This window comes from Kineococcus lubricus, assembly GCF_050871965.1.
Lineage (GTDB): Bacteria > Actinomycetota > Actinomycetes > Actinomycetales > Kineococcaceae > Kineococcus.
On the sequence record NZ_JBJLSK010000020.1, the window covers coordinates 23,413 to 39,518 of the forward strand.

The 16,106-nt window shown below is 75.6% G+C and carries 17 protein-coding genes, 1 pseudogene and 3 riboswitches; of the genes and pseudogenes, 10 read left to right on the forward strand and 8 right to left on the reverse strand.

All coding sequences use genetic code 11. The features are described from left to right. Nucleotides 1-27: 27 nt before the first annotated feature. Together ACRYRX_RS15800 and ACRYRX_RS15805 are read left to right on the forward strand one after the other, a co-directional pair. Nucleotides 28-1,368: an aminotransferase class V-fold PLP-dependent enzyme gene (locus ACRYRX_RS15800; RefSeq protein WP_432513240.1), complete on the forward strand. Its 1,341-nt coding sequence runs from the start codon at nt 28-30 to the stop codon at nt 1,366-1,368. Between the two features lie 67 nt (nt 1,369-1,435). Then, nucleotides 1,436-1,843: a rhodanese-like domain-containing protein gene (locus ACRYRX_RS15805; RefSeq protein ID WP_432513242.1), complete on the forward strand. Its 408-nt coding sequence runs from the start codon at nt 1,436-1,438 to the stop codon at nt 1,841-1,843. A 43-nt stretch (nt 1,844-1,886) separates the two neighbouring features. On the opposite strand, the gene ACRYRX_RS15810 is transcribed toward ACRYRX_RS15805, so the two are convergent. After that, on the reverse strand, nt 1,887-2,162 hold the full coding sequence (locus ACRYRX_RS15810; RefSeq protein WP_432513243.1) for a hypothetical protein: 276 nt from the start codon (nt 2,160-2,162) through the stop codon (nt 1,887-1,889). A 151-nt stretch (nt 2,163-2,313) separates the two neighbouring features. Here ACRYRX_RS15810 and ACRYRX_RS15815 point away from each other — a divergent pair, with 151 nt between their 5' ends. Both ACRYRX_RS15815 and ACRYRX_RS15820 read left to right on the forward strand, forming a co-directional pair. Next, a complete protein-coding gene (locus tag ACRYRX_RS15815; RefSeq protein WP_432513245.1) occupies nt 2,314-3,357 on the forward strand; it encodes an LLM class flavin-dependent oxidoreductase in 1,044 nt (347 codons plus the stop codon). An 11-nt stretch (nt 3,358-3,368) separates the two neighbouring features. Continuing rightward, entirely contained in the window at nt 3,369-4,697 is a 1,329-nt protein-coding gene (locus ACRYRX_RS15820; RefSeq protein WP_432513247.1) for an NtaA/DmoA family FMN-dependent monooxygenase, read from the forward strand. A 45-nt stretch (nt 4,698-4,742) separates the two neighbouring features. On the opposite strand, the gene ACRYRX_RS15825 is transcribed toward ACRYRX_RS15820, so the two are convergent. Continuing rightward, a complete protein-coding gene (locus ACRYRX_RS15825) occupies nt 4,743-5,747 on the reverse strand; it encodes an ATP-grasp domain-containing protein (RefSeq protein ID WP_432513248.1) in 1,005 nt (334 codons plus the stop codon). Nucleotides 5,748-5,862: 115 nt separating this feature from the next. Then, a riboswitch (SAM riboswitch) is annotated at nt 5,863-5,957 on the forward strand. Between the two features lie 7 nt (nt 5,958-5,964). Here ACRYRX_RS15825 and ACRYRX_RS15830 point away from each other — a divergent pair. The 5 genes from ACRYRX_RS15830 (at nt 5,965) to ACRYRX_RS15850 (ending at nt 10,916) form a co-directional block, all read left to right on the forward strand. Further along, nucleotides 5,965-6,057, forward strand: a complete 93-nt coding sequence (locus ACRYRX_RS15830) for a putative leader peptide (RefSeq protein WP_432513249.1) — start codon at nt 5,965-5,967, stop codon at nt 6,055-6,057. 75 nt (nt 6,058-6,132) lie between these two features. Beyond that, nucleotides 6,133-8,118, forward strand: coding sequence for an FAD/NAD(P)-binding protein (locus ACRYRX_RS15835; protein ID WP_432513251.1), 1,986 nt, complete (start codon nt 6,133-6,135; stop codon nt 8,116-8,118). Next, on the forward strand, nt 8,115-9,083 hold the full coding sequence (locus tag ACRYRX_RS15840; protein ID WP_432513253.1) for an amino acid ABC transporter permease: 969 nt from the start codon (nt 8,115-8,117) through the stop codon (nt 9,081-9,083). The genes ACRYRX_RS15835 and ACRYRX_RS15840 overlap by 4 nt, the downstream gene beginning before the upstream one ends. Further along, nucleotides 9,080-9,859, forward strand: a complete 780-nt coding sequence (locus tag ACRYRX_RS15845; RefSeq protein WP_432513254.1) for an amino acid ABC transporter ATP-binding protein — start codon at nt 9,080-9,082, stop codon at nt 9,857-9,859. Before ACRYRX_RS15840 ends, ACRYRX_RS15845 begins: the two co-directional genes overlap by 4 nt. A gap of 85 nt (nt 9,860-9,944) precedes the next feature. After that, nucleotides 9,945-10,916, forward strand: coding sequence for an ABC transporter substrate-binding protein (locus ACRYRX_RS15850; RefSeq protein ID WP_432513256.1), 972 nt, complete (start codon nt 9,945-9,947; stop codon nt 10,914-10,916). Between the two features lie 65 nt (nt 10,917-10,981). On the opposite strand, the gene ACRYRX_RS15855 is transcribed toward ACRYRX_RS15850, so the two are convergent. The 6 genes and pseudogenes from ACRYRX_RS15855 to ACRYRX_RS15880 form a co-directional block, all read right to left on the reverse strand. Next, the gene (locus tag ACRYRX_RS15855; protein WP_432513257.1) at nt 10,982-11,578 is read right to left on the reverse strand and encodes a methyltransferase domain-containing protein; all 597 of its coding nucleotides are present in this window, start codon (nt 11,576-11,578) and stop codon (nt 10,982-10,984) included. Next, nucleotides 11,575-12,096 (reverse strand): hypothetical protein, encoded by a 522-nt coding sequence (locus ACRYRX_RS15860; RefSeq protein ID WP_432513259.1) that lies wholly within the window; start codon nt 12,094-12,096, stop codon nt 11,575-11,577. The genes ACRYRX_RS15855 and ACRYRX_RS15860 overlap by 4 nt, the downstream gene beginning before the upstream one ends. Nucleotides 12,097-12,142: 46 nt before the next feature. Beyond that, nucleotides 12,143-12,637 carry a GNAT family N-acetyltransferase gene (locus tag ACRYRX_RS15865; protein ID WP_432513261.1) on the reverse strand — a complete coding sequence of 165 codons (495 nt, stop codon included), beginning with the start codon at nt 12,635-12,637 and terminating at the stop codon, nt 12,143-12,145. After that, on the reverse strand, nt 12,634-13,863 hold the full coding sequence (locus ACRYRX_RS15870) for an aminotransferase-like domain-containing protein (protein WP_432513263.1): 1,230 nt from the start codon (nt 13,861-13,863) through the stop codon (nt 12,634-12,636). The genes ACRYRX_RS15865 and ACRYRX_RS15870 overlap by 4 nt, the downstream gene beginning before the upstream one ends. Continuing rightward, a pseudogene (locus tag ACRYRX_RS15875) lies at nt 13,860-13,955 on the reverse strand (sulfurtransferase); the annotation flags it as partial. The gene ACRYRX_RS15870 and the pseudogene ACRYRX_RS15875, both read right to left, overlap by 4 nt. A gap of 303 nt (nt 13,956-14,258) precedes the next feature. Continuing rightward, a riboswitch (SAM riboswitch) is annotated at nt 14,259-14,353 on the reverse strand. 57 nt (nt 14,354-14,410) lie between these two features. After that, entirely contained in the window at nt 14,411-15,784 is a 1,374-nt protein-coding gene (locus tag ACRYRX_RS15880) for an FAD-binding oxidoreductase (RefSeq protein WP_432513264.1), read from the reverse strand. Between the two features lie 119 nt (nt 15,785-15,903). Continuing rightward, nucleotides 15,904-15,990: riboswitch (SAM riboswitch) on the forward strand. 19 nt (nt 15,991-16,009) lie between these two features. On the opposite strand from ACRYRX_RS15880, the gene ACRYRX_RS15885 reads away from it, so the two are divergent. Continuing rightward, on the forward strand, nt 16,010-16,078 hold the full coding sequence (locus ACRYRX_RS15885; protein WP_432513327.1) for a putative leader peptide: 69 nt from the start codon (nt 16,010-16,012) through the stop codon (nt 16,076-16,078). Nucleotides 16,079-16,106: the final 28 nt, after the last annotated feature.

Genomic DNA, 16,106 nt, shown 5'->3' on the forward strand with positions numbered 1-16,106 from the left:
GGGGTCCACTCCCCGAGGAGACCTCGCGTGACGACGAGCACCCTGTCCCCCGCCCGCCCCACCGGCCGGGACGTCCCGCCGCTGCTGCCCGTCGTGGGCGCCGGCACCGCGGTCCCGCTGGCCACCGGAGGCACCGCGACGTACGCGAACCTCGACAACGCCGCCAGCGCCCCGGCGCTGACCACCGTGGCGGCGCGCGTGGCGCAGGTGCTCCCGCACTACGCCAGCGTCCACCGCGGGGCCGGGTACCTGTCCCGCGTCTGCACGGCGCTGTTCGAGCGGGCCCGCGAGCAGGTGGCGGGTTTCGTCGGGGCCCGCCCGGACGACGTGGTCGTCTTCACCCGCAGCACCACCGACGCCCTCGACCTGCTGGCCCGGGCCGTCCCGGCCGGTGGGCGGGTGCTGGTGGCCGACGTGGAGCACCACGCGAACCTGCTGTCCTGGGAGCGGTCGGCGCGCACGACGGTGGTGCGCGGCGGCGCCGACGCCGAGGAGACCACCGCCCGGCTGGAGGCCGAGCTGGCGAGCGGGCGGTACGCCGTGCTGGCCGTCGCGGGGGCCTCCAACGTCACCGGGGAGGTGCTGCCGCTGCGCCGCCTGGCGCGGGCCGCGCACGCCGCCGGTGCCCGCATCGCCGTGGACGGCGCCCAGCTGCTGCCGCACCGCCGCGTCGACGTCGCCGGCGACGGGATCGACTGGATCGCCCTGTCGGGGCACAAGCTGTACGCGCCGTTCGGTTCCGGTGCCCTGGTCGGGCGCCGGGACTGGCTGGACGCCGCGGAGCCGTACCTGGCCGGTGGGGGCGCCACGCTCGACGTCGGCCACGACGCGGTGCGCTGGGCGGCGGGACCGGACCGGCACGAGGCCGGCTCGCCCAACGTCGTGGGCGCGGTCGCGCTGGCGCAGGCCTGCGCGACGCTCGCCGCCCTGCCGGCGGGGGCGCTGGAGGCCCACGAGGCCGCGCTGCGCGACCAGCTCGTGCGGGGCCTGACCGCGCTGGAGGGCGTGCGGGTCGTGCGCCCGCACCCGGCCGACGCCGTGGGGGTCGTGACGTTCACCGTCCCGGGGCGCCCGGTGTCCGAGGTCGCCGCGTACCTGTCGGCCGAGCACGGCATCGGGGTCCGGGACGGGCGGTTCTGCGCCCACCGGTTCGCCGACTCCCTCGGCCTGGTCGAGGGCGGGCTGCGGGCCTCGACGGGGGTGGGGACGGGCTCGGCCGACGTCGCCCGGCTCCTGGCCGCCCTCGAGCGCTTCCTGACCACCGGCCCGGAGCTGGAGTACGGGCTGGTCGAGGGCCGCTGGGCTCCCCTGACGGACGCGCGCCCGGCCCCCGGGACGTTCCTCGACCCGATCCCGGGACGGGGCTGACCCCGACGGGGGTCACGACCGACCGAACCCCCTCGCGCGAGCGCGTGAGCCGACGACCAGGAGTGACGTGAGCCAGGAACCCCGCACCGCAGCCCCCCTCGGCGACCCCGCCGCCGTCCCCCTCGGCGCGCCCCTCGTCGACGCCGGGACCGCCGGGCGCGCCGTCGCCGGCGGCGCGCTGCTCGTCGACGTCCGCAGCGACGCCGGCCGGGCCGCGCACGGCGCGCTGCCGCAGGCCGTCGTCGTCGGCAAGGACGAGGTCGGGCCGAGGTTCACCCTCGGCGGCCCCCGGGCCCTGCCGCAGCTGACCGGCCTCGACCAGGGGATCGTCGTGGTCTGCGGTTCGCCCGCCGGGTCGGGCCCCGTGGCCGCCGAACTGCTCGCCGCCGGGTTCACCGACGTCGTGCACGTCGAGGGCGGGTTCCCCGCGTGGGAGGCGGCCGGGTTGCCCACCGCGGAACCCGGGCGGGCCTGAGGTGGCCGGCGCGCGCGAGCGCGGCCGCCGGCGGGTCGGGGCCTCAGGGCACGGGTTCGCTGCCGGGACGGGACCCGTCCCCGGTCCCTTCGGCGTGCCCGTCGGCGTGCGCGGTCAGCAGCGCGTGCAGTTCCGCCTCGAAGTCGGCCCAGCTGAGTTCACCGGGACCTGGTTCCGGTTCGGGGTCGAGGTCGAGGTCGGCCGGTACCCAGGGGAACCCCCACTGACCGTGCCCCGCCAGGGCCAGCCCCTGCACCACCGCAGCCGCCGAAGTGGTTGCAGCGGCGCACAACCGCGCCCACAGCCGCCGTCCACGCACCGCGCACCTCCGCTCTCGGGTGCCCCACTGTGACACACCCGCCCCGTCGTGCACGGGCCTTCGCGGATTCCCGGACCGACGCTCCGGGACCCGGTGGGACCGGTCGCCCCGGCCCGCCACGCCACCCCCACCCCCGACCACGGAGCCAGACATGACCACCCCCTTCCACGTGTTCCTGGAGGTCGACGGCGGCGGGTGGCACCCGGCCGCCTGGCGCCGCTCCCGCACGACCCCGGACCAGGTGTTCTCCCCCGCCCGGCTGCGGGGGTTCGCCGTCACGGCGCAGGCCCAGGGCCTGACGGGCCTGACGTTCGAGGACACCACCGCCACGAACCCCCGCAACCCCGTCGGGCACCTCGACGCCGTGCAGCGGGCGGCGTTCCTGGCCGGGACCACCGACGCGATCGGGTTGCTCCCCGTCGCCGCGACGACGTACTCCGAGCCGTTCCACGTCGCCGCGCAGATCGCCTCCCTGGACCACTCCAGCCACGGCCGCGCGGGGTGGATCGCGACGACGTCGCCCGCGGCGGCGGCGCGGGCGGTGAACCTGCCCGTCGAGGCCGACCCGGCCGCCGAGCTCGCCGACGTCGTCCGCGCCGTGCGGGCGCTGTGGGACTCCTGGGAGGACGACGCGGTGATCCGCGACGTCGCCACGGGTCGCTACGTCGACCGCGACCGGCTGCACCACGTCGACGTCGAGACGGACGGCTGGTCGGTGAAGGGACCGCTGACCGTCCCGCGCTCCCCGCAGGGGCAGTCCGTCGTCGTGGTCCACGAGCGCGACCTGACCCCCACCACGCGAGCCGACGTGGTGCTCAGCGGCGACGAGCGGGCCCGCCGCACCGCCGGGGGCCCGCTCGTCGTGCTGGACGTCGAGTTCGCCCTCGACACCGAGGCCCACCCCGCGGTGGACCGCCTCGCGGCGCTGGACGCCGACGGCAGCGCCCCGGCGTCCGGGCGCGTCCGCTGGTCGGGGTCGGGTGAGGGTTTCGCCCGGTACCTGGCGGGGCTGGCCGGTTCGGTCGACGGCGTCCGCCTGCACGCCGCGGTCCTCGACGAGGACCTGCGCACGCTGCTGCGCACGACCCTGCCGGCGCTGCGCGTCGCCCGGCTGCTGCAGCCGCCGGTCGCGGGGGCGACGCTGCGCACCACGCTGGGCCTGGCCCGGCCCGTCAACCAGTTCGCCACGGCCTGAGGACACCGACGATGACCGACCAGAAGACCGAACTGCGCTACCCCGACGCCGTCGTCCACTTCGGGGTGTTCTTCCAGGGCGTCAACCACACCACCATCTGGTCGGACCCGCGCAGCGGCTCGCAGATGCACCCCTCCACCTTCACCCAGCTGGTCCAGACCGCCGAACGAGGCCTGTTCGACGCGTTCTTCCTCGGTGAGGGTCTGCGGCTGCGCGAGCAGCGCGGCAGGATCCACGACCTGGACGTCGTGGGCCGTCCGGACGCCCTGACCGAACTGGCGACGCTCGCGGGGCTGACCTCGAGGATCGGCCTGGTCGCCACCCAGAACACGACGTACAACGACCCCGCCGACCTGGCCCGCCGGCTGGCGTCGCTGGACGTGCTCTCCGGTGGCCGGGCGGCGTGGAACGTCGTCACCACCGACAACGCGTGGACGGGGGCGAACTTCCGCCGCGGCGGCCACCTGGACCACGCCGACCGGTACGAACGCGCCGAGCGGTTCGTGAACCTCGCCAAGGCGGTCTGGGACAGCTGGGACGGGACGGGTTTCACACCGGTCACCGCCTCCGACCGCCTGTTCGACGTGGAGATCACCCCGACCGTGCCGCGCAGCCCCCAGGAGCACCCCGTGCTGTTCCAGGCCGGCGACTCCCCCGCGGGCCGCGACTTCGCCACCCGGTCCGCGGACGTCATCTTCTCCCGGCACGGCACCCACCACGCCGACGCCCTGGCGTTCGCCGACGACATCCGCCGCCGCACGGTCGCCGCGGGCCGTCCCGAGGGCGACGTGCTGATCCTGCCCGGGACGCAGATCGTGGTGGCCGACAACGAGGCCGAGGTCGAGGAGAAGGCCCGCTGGGTCCTGGAGCAGCAGGTCACCCCCGCGACGGCGCTGTCCCTGGTCGGGCAGGTGTGGGGCGAGGACCTGTCCGGCTACGACCCGGACGGGCCGCTCCCCGCGCACGACCCCGTCATCGAGGACATCGACGGCACCCGCGGTGCGCACCGCGCCGGCGCGGACGCCCGCGCGCTGGCGCAGCGGTGGCGCGCGGAGGCCGAGGAGAACAAGTTCTCGCTGCGGGAACTGGTGCTGCACCACTCCTCCGAGCACGGGTTCGCCGGGACGGCCTCCCAGCTGGCCGACGAGCTCACGTCCTGGGTCCGGTCGGGCGCCAGCAACGGGTTCAACATCACCCCGTACCTCGTGCCGACGGGACTGGACGAGATCGTCGACCAGCTCGTCCCCGCGCTGCAGGACCGCGGGGCGTACCCGGCGGAGTACGTCGGCACGACGCTGCGCGAGCACCTCGGACTGCGGCCGCCGCTGACGCGCCGCTGAGCCCCCCTCCCGGCCGCGCGGGACCCGCGCGGCCGGGAGGACGGGTCAGGGACGGGCCTGGGCGCGCAGCAGCCCGCCGAGGTACCGGGCGATCTCCCCGGGACCAGACCGCGGAGCGACGGCCTCGACAGCCGGGTTGTAGTTCGTGTTGGTGTTGACGTCGTACGTCACCGTGCGGCCGTCGGCGGTCTCCAGGAACTCGATGCCGGCGATCTCGATCCCGGCCCCGCGCAGCAGGTCCTCGTACCGCCGCACGAGCGGGCTGTCGGCCGTGACGTCCTCGCGCAGCGAGAACAGGCCCTGCGGGCCGTCCACGACGCACGCCTCGAGGGGCTGCCCCGACGGGGGGACCTCGCACGCGTCGGCCGGGCACAGCTCGAAGCCGCCCGCCGAGGTGTCGACCCGGACGGCGTACACGAACCGCCCGCCGACGAACTCGGCGCGGGTGATGAACGGCTGCGCCGAGCGCAGGAACTCCTGGAGCAGCGTGATGCCGTCGGCCGGTTCCTCGAACTCCGGCGAGGCGACGTGCGCGTCGAACTCCTCGTGGCTGTCGAACCGGCGCACGCCGAGCCCCTTGCCGCCCTGGTTGTGCTTGGTGATGAACGGCACCGCGAGTTCCCGGGCCCGCCGCGGCAGGTCGTCGCGGCCGAACACCGCGAGCGTCCGGGGAACGTCGAAACCGTTGCGGCGCAGCAGGGCGTGCTGGGCGACCTTGCTGACCTCCAGCTCCACGACGTGCGAGCCGCCGACGACGCGCCGGCCCCACCCCTCCAGCCAGGCCACCACCGCGCGCGTGTACTCCTTCGTCAGCCGGTGGCCCCGCGTGTGCGCGGAGGCGCTCAGCCGCGACCAGTAGACGCCGGGCGCGGGTTCGGCGTCCAGGTCGAGGGAACCGTCGGTGAGCAGCACCTCCTGGAACGGCACGTCGGCCGCGCGGAAGGCGGCCTCGAACGGCGGGAACCACTCGGGGTTCTCGTGCAGGACGTGGACGCGGGGTTCGGCGCCGGGCGCGAAGCTCCAGGCGCGGGTGTGCTCGACGGTGGTCACGGGTTCCCTCCGGTGCTCGTGCGGGGCGTGGGACCAGGGTGCCACCCGGGCCCGTGAGCGCCGCCGGGGACCGCGGGTGTTTGCCGTTCCGTCCGGTCGTGGGCTATTTTCAGGGTGTCCATCCAGAGCGGCCGAGAGACCTGGCTCGTCGACGCCGCAGCAACCCCCCGACCCGTCGGGCGAGGGTGCTTCCGCCAGGACCGATGGGAGTCGCAGCATGAGCGGTCGCACCGCACCCGGGGACCTCCTGGTCCGGCGTCGTCACGTCGACCTGGGCCGGCTGAGCTCGGCGGTCTGCGCGGGGGTCTGACCCCCGTCCGTCGCGGCGACGCCCGCGGACGTCCACTGCGCCGGTCCCCTCCGGCGCGGCCCCCGGAGCCCCCTCGTGCCTGGTCCCACCCGTCCGACCCCTCCCCCCTCCCGCTCGCTCGGCATCGTCGGTGCCGGTCCCCGCACGCTCGTCCTGCTGCAGCGCCTCGGCGCGCAGTGGACCGCGGCGGGCGACGAGCGCCCGCTCGACGTCCACGTGGTGGACCCCTTCGACTCCGGCGCCGGCCGCGTCTGGCGCGAGGCCCAGGACCCGCTGCTGTGGATGAACTCGCGGGCCGCCGACATCAGCGTGCTGCCCGACGCGTCCGTGACCGGGCTGACCGGCCCGGTCCAGCACGGTCCCGGCCTGGCGGAGTGGGTCGCGCAGCACCGCGCCGACCTCGTGCACGACGCGGCCGCCGCCGGGGACGACCTGCTGCGCGAGGAGGTCCTGCGCCACGAACCCGGGTCGTTCACCTCCCGCCGCCTCGCCAGCCGCTACTTCGCCGACGCCTGGCGACGGACGCTGGCCGGGCTGCCCGCGGGGGTGCGGGTCCACCGCCACCCCCGGACGGTCCTCGACCTCACCGACGACCCCGCCGACGGCGGCCAGCACCTGCACCTGGCCGGGCTCGAGGGCACCCTGCGGGTCGACGCCGTGCTGCTCGCGCAGGGCCACCTCGACGTCCGCCCCGGGCCCCGCGAGCGCCGCGCCGAGGCGTTCGCCCGCACCCACGGGCTGGCCTACGTCCGCCCCGGCTACACCAGCGACCAGGACCTCGACGTGCTGCGGCCGGGGGCCGACGTCGTCGTGGTGGGCATGGGCCTGGCCTTCGTCGACCTGGTGGTGCGGCTGACCGAGGGCCGCGGCGGCCGGTTCACCGAGAACCCCGACGGGAGCCTGGACTACCACCCCAGCGGGCGCGAACCCCGGTTGCACGCCGGTTCGCGGCGCGGGGTGCCGTACCGCTGCAAGATCGGGTACGCCACCCCCGGCGACCTCGGGCTGCCCCGCTACTACTCCGCGCAGACCGTCGCCGCCCAGCACGGCGACGCCGAACTGGACCTGCGCGCCGACCTGTGGCCGCTCATCGCGAAGGAGCTCGCGGGAGCGCACTACCGCGAGCTGTTCCGCTCCCACCCCGCTCGCACGGCGCTGGCGGCCGCGGAGTTCGACGCCCTGTTCTCCCGCGCGGCGTGGGGTTCGGCCGAGCTCGACGAGCTGGTGGAGCGGGCCGTGCCGGACCCGGCCGACCGGTTCGACCCGGCCGACCTGGACCGCCCCCTCGACACCTGGTGGGGCACCTCCGGGGACGAGGTGCACGAGCGGGTCCTGCGCCACCTGGAGGACGACCGCGCCCGGCGCGGCGACCCGCGCCACTCCCCCGACGCCGCCGTCGTCGCGGCGCTGCTGTCCGCGTACGTGGTGACGGCCGGGTTGCACGCGGCGGGCCGGCTCGACGCCCGCTCGTCGGCGGTGGACGTGGACGGCTGGTGGCACGGGTTCTTCAGCTACGTCGCCAGCGGGCCGCCGCCGCAGCGGCTGCGGCAGCTGTCGGCGCTGGCCCGCGCGGGGGTCCTGCGGTTCCTGGGCGCCGGGGTGGAGGTCGTCGCCGACCCGGAGGCGGGTGCGTTCACGGCCACCTCCGCCTCCGGGCCGCACGAGGTGCGCGGGGCCGCGCTCGTGGAGGCCCGGCTGCCCGTCCCGGACCTGGAGTGGACCTCCGACGTGCTGCTGACGCGACTGCGCGAACGCGGGGACGTGCGGGCCCACCGGATCACCGACGGGGAGACGCGCCTGTCGAACGGCCGGCTCGTCGTGGACCCCCGCGGGCGGCTGGTCCGCGCCGACGGCTCACCCCACCCGCGACGCTTCGCGACCGGCGCGTGGGTCTCCGGGGAGGGCGCGGCGCCCGCGTTCGCCCGGCCGGGCACGGACGCGGAGCTGTTCCGGCGGGCCGACCGGCTGGCCGGGGACCTCCTGCGGGCCGGGCCGTCCGCGGTCCCGGCCGCCCGCGCCGACACCCCCACCCTGACCGAGCTGCCGGGAGAACGACGATGAGCGAGACGATCCGCACCGGCCCCGCCGCCGGCACGCCGGTGGTGGTGGCGCAGGAACCCGCGACAGCGGTGAGGGTGCTGCCGGCGCGGCACCCGTGGCGGTGGGTGGCGACCGCGGTCGTGGCGGTCCTGGCGGCGATGGCGGTCAACGCGCTCGTCACCAACCCCGCCTGGGAGTGGCCGACGGTCGGTGAGTTCCTGTTCTCCGCGACGATCCTGGAGTCGATGTGGCTGACGGTGGAGCTCACCGTCGTCGGGACCGCGATCGGCCTGGTCCTGGGCACCGTGCTGGCCCTCCTGCGGATGTCGCACAACCCGCTCCTGAAGGCCGTCAGCTTCACCTACATCAGCGTCTTCCGGTCGGTCCCGCTGATCCTGCAACTGCTGTTCTGGTTCAACCTGGCGATCCTCTACGACCGCATCGGCTTCGGCGTCCCCTTCGGCCCGCAGTTCTGGTCCTTCAGCACCCAGGACCTCATCGCCCCGCTCACCGCGGCGTTCCTGGGTCTGGGCCTGCACCAGGCCGCGTACTTCGCCGAGATCGTCCGCTCGGGTTTCCTGGCGATCGACCCCGGCCAGCGGGAGGCTGCGGCGGCGCTGGGCATCCCGCAGGGCCGGCAGTTCTGGCGGATCCAGCTCCCGCAGGCGCTGCGCATCATCGTCCCGACGACGGGCAACGAGATCATCGGCCTGCTCAAGGGCACCTCGGTCGTCTACATCATGGCGCTGCCCGAGCTCTTCTACCAGGTGCAGGTCGTCTACAACCGGACCGGCCGCGTCATCCCGCTGCTGCTCGTGGCGGCGATCTGGTACTTCGTCCTGACCACCGTCCTGTCGGGCGTGCAGTGGGTCGTGGAGCGCTACTACGGCCGGGGCAGCTCCCGCGCCCAGAGCGACCCGGCGCTGTCGAAGGCGTTCCGCTCCGTGCGCGCCGCCCGCGCCCGCCGTCTGGAGGCTCCTCGATGAGCACCCCCACCCTCAACCGCCCGGTCGTCAAGCTCGAAGGCGTCCACAAGCGCTTCGGCGCCCTGGAGGTCCTGCGCGGCATCGACCTGTCGGTGGCCGCCGGGACCGTGACCGTCGTGCTCGGCGCGTCCGGCTCCGGCAAGTCCACGCTGCTGCGCACCATCAACCACCTCGAGAAGGTCGACGCGGGCGTCGTCGAGGTCAACGGCGAGCTCATCGGCTACGAGCGCGCCGGGAACCACCTGCGCGAGCTGCACGAGCGCGAGGTGCTGCGCCAGCGGTCGAACATCGGGTTCGTGTTCCAGCACTTCAACCTGTTCCCGCACCTGACGGTGCTGGAGAACGTCGTGGAGGCCCCGGTGTCGGCGCAGCGCCGCAGGCGCTCCGACGTCGAGGTCGAGGCCCGGGCCCTGCTGGAGCGGGTGGGCCTGGCCGACAAGGCCGGCGAGTACCCCCGCCGGCTGTCCGGCGGTCAGCAGCAGCGCGTGGCGATCGCCCGGGCGCTCGCCCTCAAACCCTCCCTGGTCCTGTTCGACGAACCGACGTCGGCGCTGGACCCCGAACTCGTCGGTGAGGTGCTGGACGTGATCCGGGACCTCGCCGCCTCCGGCACGACCATGCTGGTCGTCACCCACGAGATCGGTTTCGCCCGCGAGGTCGCCGACCGCGTGCTGTTCATGCACGAGGGCGTCGTCCTGGAGGAAGGCACCCCCACCGAGGTCTTCGACCACCCGCGGCACGAGCGCACCCGCTCGTTCCTCGCGAAGGTCCTCTGAACCACTCCACCCCCTGACGGTCCGGCGCTCCGCCGGACCGCGATGTCGGCCTGCTCCGGGCAGGCCCGAGCACGAGGAGAAACCCGTGATCAGCCGACGTACCTGGCTCCTGTCGCTGGCCGCCACCCCGCTGGTGCTGTCGGCGTGCGCGTCGGGCGACGCCGACCCCGCGACGGCCCCCGCCGCCACCAGCAGCGGCGGCTCGGGGGTCGACACCAGCCCCGAGCAGAGCGGCCGCGTCACCGTCGAGGCGGTGCCCGAGATCGCGGCCAAGGTGCCCCAGGCGATCAGGGACCGCGGCACCCTGGTCATCGGCACCACCGGCAACGGCAACCCGCCGCTGAGCTTCCGCGCCGACGACGACGAGACCGTCATCGGAATCGAACCCGACATCGCCCTCCTCGTCGCCGGCGTCCTCGGGCTGGAACCGGACCTCCAGGCCACCAGCTGGGAGAACCTGTTCCTGTCGATGGACTCCGGGCAGTACGACGTGGGTTTCTCGAACATCACCGTGACCGAGGAGCGCAAGGAGAAGTACGACTTCGCCTCCTACCGCGTCGACACCCTCGCCTGGGAGGTCGCGAAGGACTCCGGCATCACCTCGATCGCGGGGCCGGAGGACGTCGCCGGCCGGACCGTCTCGGTCGGTTCGGGCACCAACCAGGAGAAGGTCCTGCTGGACTGGAACGAGCAGAACGAGGCCGCCGGCCGGGAGGAGGCGACCATCCAGTACTACCAGCAGGCCTCCGACACCTACCTGGCCCTGAAGTCGGGCCGGATCGAGGCGAACTTCGGCCCGAACCCGACCGCGGCGTACCACGCGCTGGTTTCCGGCGACACGAAGATCGTCGGCACCGTCCCCGGCGGCGGCACGATCCAGGCCGACATCGCGGCGACGACGAAGAAGGACAACGGTCTGGTGCAGGCCCTGGCCGACGCGCTGAACCACGTCATCCGGAGCGGCGCCTACGCCGAGACGCTGGAACGGTGGAACCTGGCGAACGAGGCCGTCCCGACGTCGCAGGTCAACCCGCCCGGGCTGCCGAAGACCAGCTGAGCCCACCGCACGGCGGCCCGCCACCCCTCCCGGGGTGGCGGGCCGCCGTGCGCGGGGGGCGCGGGTCAGTCCGCGCGCCGACGCGCGACGAGGTGCCAGTGGGAGGTCCCGCTCACCTCGTCGACCACGTCCTCCCCCACGGGCACGAGGTCGCAGCCGCCGGCCAGCAGCGCCCCCCGCACGAGGTCGCGGTCCAGGCGCAGCAGGCCGGCCCGCGCCGGCGCGCCGGAGGGCGCCAGCAGCGAGATCGCGCCCCCGGCGCGGACGGACGACGTCAGCGCGGCGACGTCGGAGACGACCTGCGCCAGGGTGCCCCGCGCGGGAAGCACGTCGTGGCACAGGACGAGGTCGAACGACCCCGACCCCCCGGCGCGGTGGTGGGTGATCGCGGCGAGGGCGGCGACGTCGTCCAGGTCCGCGTCGACCGTGCGCACCCGGTGCGCGACACCGGCTCCCGCGGCGCGCTCCTGCGCGGCGGCCAGCGCCCGCCCGGAGGAGTCGAGGACGGTCACCTCGTGGCCCAGCCGGGCGAGGTCGACGGCGTCGCGGCCGTCACCCCCGCCCGCGTCGAGCACCCGCAGCGGCGGGGACCCGGACCCGGCCAGGACGCCACCCAGCACGTCGGTGACCAGGGCCCGGCGGGACCGGGCGCCGGTCCTCACGGACCGTCCTCGGGGGTGCGTCCCTGGTCCAGCCGGGCGCGCCGGACCCAGCCGGCGACGCGGCCGTCGACCAGGACCCAGGCGGCGGGGAACTCCCCCAGCGCGGCCCACGCCTCGTCGGCGCTCTGCCCGGCCCCCACGTGCGGCAGCGCCGGGTCGGCGACCTCGCGCAGCGGGGACCCGGCCCGTTCGGGGTCCTCGCGCACGAGGGCGCGCAGGCCGGCCAGCGTCGTGGCGGCGACGACGTCGCCCAGCGCGTGCGGGCGCGCGGCACCGGCGCGGGGCAGGACCACCGCCAGGGGGGTGCGGCCCAGCGCGCCCTCCGCAGCCGCCTGCTCCACGGCTGCAGCGACGGTCAGGTCGGCGCGCAGCGCGATGGGTCCCGGGGCGTCGAGCGCACCCGCGGGCAGCAGCCCGCGGACCGGGCGCTCGACACCTCCTTCCAGGAAACCGTTGCGCCGCGACCAGTCGTCGTCCCGGAGGGACGCGGGGACGGACGGCCTCTCGAGGGTGCTCACGGTGCGGGCCTTCCGGTGGAGGAGCAGGTGCGGGGGCGCCGCGGGGTCACCCGACGCCCTTGCCGTAGCAGCGGCTGTGCCCGACGCGGTCGTACGGGGGGTAGACGGGGACCGGTTCCCAGCCCTCGCGCTCGTACAGGGCCATCGCCTCGGGCTGGCGGTCGCCGGTCTGCAGCAGCAGCCGGTCCACGCCGACGCCCCGGGCGGACTCCTCGACGCGGCGCAGCGCCTGCGCCGCGAGCCCGCGGCGGCGGTGCGCGGGGGCGACGAAGACGCGTTTGACCTCCCACCGCACGGGTTCGCCCGCGACGGCGAGCCGGCGCAGGCTCGCCGTCGCGGCCGGTTCACCGCCGGCCAGGGCGAGCCAGGCCACCTCGACCTCGGCGGCGGAGGGGGGCGGCGGGGAGGGGCGCGGACCCGCGCCCGGGCGGGCGTAGCGCGGGCCGACCTCGGCGTCCATGAGGCCGCGCAGGCCCGCCACGCGCGGGTCGTCCCAGCCCGTGGCCACCCAGGTGACGACGGGCAGCGCCTGGACGGTCACCGCCGGGCCAGCGGGGAGGCGAAGGCGACCGCCACGCGGTGCACGGCCTCCCGCAGCTCCTGCGGCGTGAGGTCGGAGAAACCCCAGCGGAACCGGTCGGTGAACTCGTGCGGGCCGACGGGGCTGAAGTAGCGCCCCAGCGGGAAGTCGACGGCGTTCTGCCGGGCCGCTTCCAGCGCCCTCTCCAGGTCGACGGCGGGGTCGACCACGCGGCCCCACACGAAGATCCCGCCGTCGGCCGGGGGGACCTCCACCACGCCCGGCAGTTCCGCCGACACCGCGGCCAGCAGCGCGTCGTGCCGCTCGCGCAGGACGGACCGGCTGCGCCGCAACGCGTCGGCCAGCGCGCCGGGCGCGGCCAGGAAGCGGTGGACGGCGCGCTGGACGACCAGCGAGGTGTGCTGGTCGGAATCCCGGCGGGCGTCCAGCACGGCCCCGACCAGCCACTGCGGCCCCGCGATCCAGCCGAGCCGGAGCCCGGGCCCGAGGGTCTTGGAGAAGGTGTTGACGTGCAGGACCTGCTCGGAGGCCAGGTCCAGGTCCTCGGCCGGGGACCCGTCGAACCGGAGCTTGCGGTAGGGGTCGTCGGACAGCAGCAGGAACCCGTACCGCTCGGCCAGGTCCACCAGGCGGCGGCGCGCGGCCGGGGGCGCGCTCGTGCCCGTGGGGTTCTGGAAGTCCGGGATCGTGTAGAGCAGCTTGGGCCGCAGCCCGGCCCGCAGCAGGGACTCCAGGTCGTCGAGGTCCAGACCGTCGGGCCCGGTGGCGACCGGCCGGGTGTCGGCGCGGCGCTGCCGCAGCAGGGTCAGGACGAGCGGGTACGTGGGGTTCTCGACGAGCACGACGTCGCCCGGGTCCACGAGCGCGTCGAAGACCAGCGCCAGGGCGTGCAGCGCGCCGTTGGTGACGGCGACGCGCTGGGGGTCGGTGCCCTCGTCGCCGGCGATCCACTCCCGCAGCTCCGGCAACCCCAGCGGCACCGAGTAGCGCAGCGACGGGGCGGCCGGGTCGGCCAGTTCCTCGGCGAAGGCGCGGGACAGCCCGTGCAGCGGCAGGGCCGCGGCACCGGGGACGCCCCCGTGCAGGCCGATGGTCCCCTCGACCGGGCGGGTGGGGCGCGGGCCGAAACCCACGGCCGGCAGCACGTCCCGGGCCCGGCGGGACAGCAGGTGGGGGCCGCTGAGCGGTTCGGGGTCGAGCGCCGCGCCGTCCTGGACGAGGGTCACGCGGTCACCCGCCCCGGCTCGGCGCCGACGGGGACGCGGACGGCGTCGCCCCACTCGGTCCTGCTGCCGTCGTGGTCGCGCACGTCCGGCAGGAAGGCGCGGATCGAGGTGTCGTCGCGGTCGACGACGAGGCCGTCGCGGTCGAGGTCCTGCGCCGGCCGGGCGGTGCTGACGAGGCGGTCGGGGTGGGCGTCGGCGGTGAACTTCGGGTCGCCGGTGTCGGGCGGGACGGGCATGGGGGTGCTCCGGGGTTCGGTGGGCAGGGAGGCCGGGTCGGGCCTCAGCGACGGGCGGTGCTGGAACGACGGCGCAGGTCCACCACGCCCCGTCCGCACGCGTGGGAGCGACCCCCGGAGCGGCACGGGGCGGCACGGGACGTGCGGTGCTGCATCGATCCTCCATCGTTCCCGGCGGAAGCACCCGCACCCATTCGCACGGGGGGTTGCTGCGGCGTCGCGGAGCCAGGTCTCTCAGCCGCTCTTGATGGGTTGCCCGATCACTGTCGCGTGGCCCCGAGCCGGTTGTCAATCCCCGCCCGGGTCCCGGATCACAGGGCCTTGCCGGGGTTCAGCAGGCCCAGCGGGTCGAAGACGGCCTTGACGCCGGCCTGCAGGGCCCGCACCCGCGGGCTGATCTCGTCGGCCAGCCAGCGCCGCTTGGCGGTGCCGATGCCGTGCTCCCCGCTGATGGTCCCGCCCAGGCGCAGGGCCGTCGCGACGACCTCGTCCGCGGCGGCCTCGAGGCGCTCGGCGGCGCCGGCGGCGTCGTCGGCGAGCAGGAGCGGGTGGAAGTTCCCGTCCCCGGCGTGCGCGACGACCCGCACCGAGACCCGGTGCGCCGCAGCGATCCTGGTGATCTCGCGGTGGAACTCCCCGATCCGGGACAGCGGGACCGCGACGTCCTCCCCCACGGCCAGCACGTCCTCCAGCGGACCCCGGCCGCTGCGGCGCAACTCCCAGTGGAACTCCGCCTCCGCACCGGCGAGCCGGCGCACCCTGCCCCCGGCGCCGGCCAGCGCCGCCTCGATCTCCTCGGCCTCGGCCAGCGCACCGTGCCCGTCGGTCTGCACCAGCAGCAGCGCCTGCCCGTGCGCGGCCAGCGTCGTCCCGGAGAAGGCGTCGATGTCCCGCAGCGTCGGGCCGTCGAGGAGTTCCACGACCGCCGGGCGGGCCGCGCCGGCGGTGAGGGCCAGCAACCCCTGAGCGGCCGCGTCGACCGAGTCGAACCACGTCGCGAGGGTCCGCTCGTCGACCGGTCGCGGGCGCAACCGGATCGTGATGCCCACGACCACGCCGAGGGTCCCCTCGGACCCGGTGAACAACCCCACGAGGTCCAGGCCGGTGACGCCCTTGATCGAGCGGTGGCCGGTCGAGATCAGCGAACCGTCGGCCAGGACGACGTCCAGGGCCAGCACCGACTCCCGGGTCACGCCGTACTTCGCGCAACGCAGCCCACCGGCGTTGGTGGCGACGTTCCCGCCGATGCTGGAGATGCGCCAGCTCGCCGGGTCCGGGGCGTGCCGCAGGCCCAGGGGGGCCAGGGCGGCGTCGAGGTCGGCGCCCAGGACGCCCGGTTCCACCCGGGCGACCTGGTCGGCGGGGGCGATCTCGAGGATCCGGTCGAGCCGTTCGGTGGACAGCACGATCCCGCCGGTGACCCCGACGGCCCCGCCGGACAACCCGGTGCCCGCCCCGCGCGGGACGACCGGGACGCGGTGCCGGGTGGCCCACCGCAGGACGGTCTGGACCTGCCCGACGTCGCGGGGGCGCACGACGGCGAGGACGCCGGCGGGGGCGTCCAGGCGGGAGCGGTCGGTGACCTCGTGGGCGGCGAAACCCGGGTCCACGACGCCGGGGAGCTCGGCGTCCAGCTCGGCCAGCGGGCCGCTGAGGAGGGTGGGGACGAGTTCGGTGGTGGTCATGGGAGGAACTCCGTTCGCTTCGAACCCGGGGTGGACACGGGGGCGCGGGGGGACGGCGTCACCATCGCACACCCCGAACCCCGGCGTTGACGCGCGCGGGGAACTCTGCCAATCTCGATCCACCATCCAGAGCGGCTGAGAGACCTGGCTCGACGACGCCGCAGCAACCTCCTTCGGGAAGGTGCTACCGCCAGGACCGATGGAGGAGATCCAGTGCGATCCGCGGTGCGCCTGACAGCACGTCGTCACGTCGACCTGTCCCGGCAGTCCAGCGCACTCTGTCCGCTGCCCTGAACCGACCACCGCGACCGTCCCCCGCCGG

Coding starts and splice junctions, on each gene's coding strand:
- ACRYRX_RS15815 (WP_432513245.1), top strand. CDS start 2,314: ATGACCACCCCCTTCCACGTGTTCCTGGAGGTCGACGGCGGCGGGTGG.
- ACRYRX_RS15820 (WP_432513247.1), top strand. CDS start 3,369: ATGACCGACCAGAAGACCGAACTGCGCTACCCCGACGCCGTCGTCCAC.
- ACRYRX_RS15830 (WP_432513249.1), top strand. CDS start 5,965: ATGAGCGGTCGCACCGCACCCGGGGACCTCCTGGTCCGGCGTCGTCAC.
- ACRYRX_RS15840 (WP_432513253.1), top strand. CDS start 8,115: ATGAGCGAGACGATCCGCACCGGCCCCGCCGCCGGCACGCCGGTGGTG.
- ACRYRX_RS15845 (WP_432513254.1), top strand. CDS start 9,080: ATGAGCACCCCCACCCTCAACCGCCCGGTCGTCAAGCTCGAAGGCGTC.
- ACRYRX_RS15880 (WP_432513264.1), bottom strand. CDS start 15,784: ATGACCACCACCGAACTCGTCCCCACCCTCCTCAGCGGCCCGCTGGCC.